This window comes from Pseudomonas sp. 06C 126, assembly GCF_001855215.1.
Lineage (GTDB): Bacteria > Pseudomonadota > Gammaproteobacteria > Pseudomonadales > Pseudomonadaceae > Aquipseudomonas > Aquipseudomonas proteolytica.
The window spans coordinates 1-597 of sequence record NZ_MIFU01000158.1; the positions used below are offsets into that span (position 1 = coordinate 1).

Annotated in this window: 1 protein-coding gene; it reads left to right on the forward strand. The window is 53.6% G+C overall.

Features of this window, described 5'->3' with window-relative positions:
* Positions 1-597 (forward strand): immunoglobulin-like domain-containing protein (locus BHC62_RS27140; RefSeq protein WP_371128940.1); only part of this gene is annotated, 597 nt, incomplete at both ends.

Here is a 597-nt window from a genome sequence, read left to right on the forward strand (position 1 = left end):
GGCCCGCTGACCATCACCCTCGATAACAAACAGGTCATCACTATCGGTGTGAACGAGTCGAGCGGTACTGTTTCGGCTGTAGCGCCGGACGACGTGTACAAAGGCGACCAAACTGTTACGACCGGCATCGAAAAAGTCACCGGTGGTGAGCACTTTGAAAACCTGGTTCCAGGTACTGACAAAGTCACCACCGTGGTGACGGATACCCCAGGTACTGATAACACCACTACCGTGACGTTGACGGCTCCGACTGAAGTAAGTGAAGGCGGCAAGATTACTTACACCGCTACGCTTTCTAATAAAGCGGACACCGACGTCACCCTGACCCTCGATAACAAGCAAACCATCACCATCAAGGCCGGCGAAACCGTTGGTACTGTGATTGTTGATGCTCCAGGCGATGACGTGTTCATCGATAAGAGCACCCAGACCGTCCAGATCACTGGTACTGAAGGCGGTAACTTCGAGAAGCTGGTGGTTGCTGGCGACGGTGCAACGACGCAGATCAACGACACCATCGACAAGGTTGATGTGGTGCTGACTGCCACCAAAACTGTCGGCGAAGGCGGCGAAATTGTTTACACCGCAACCTTGGTT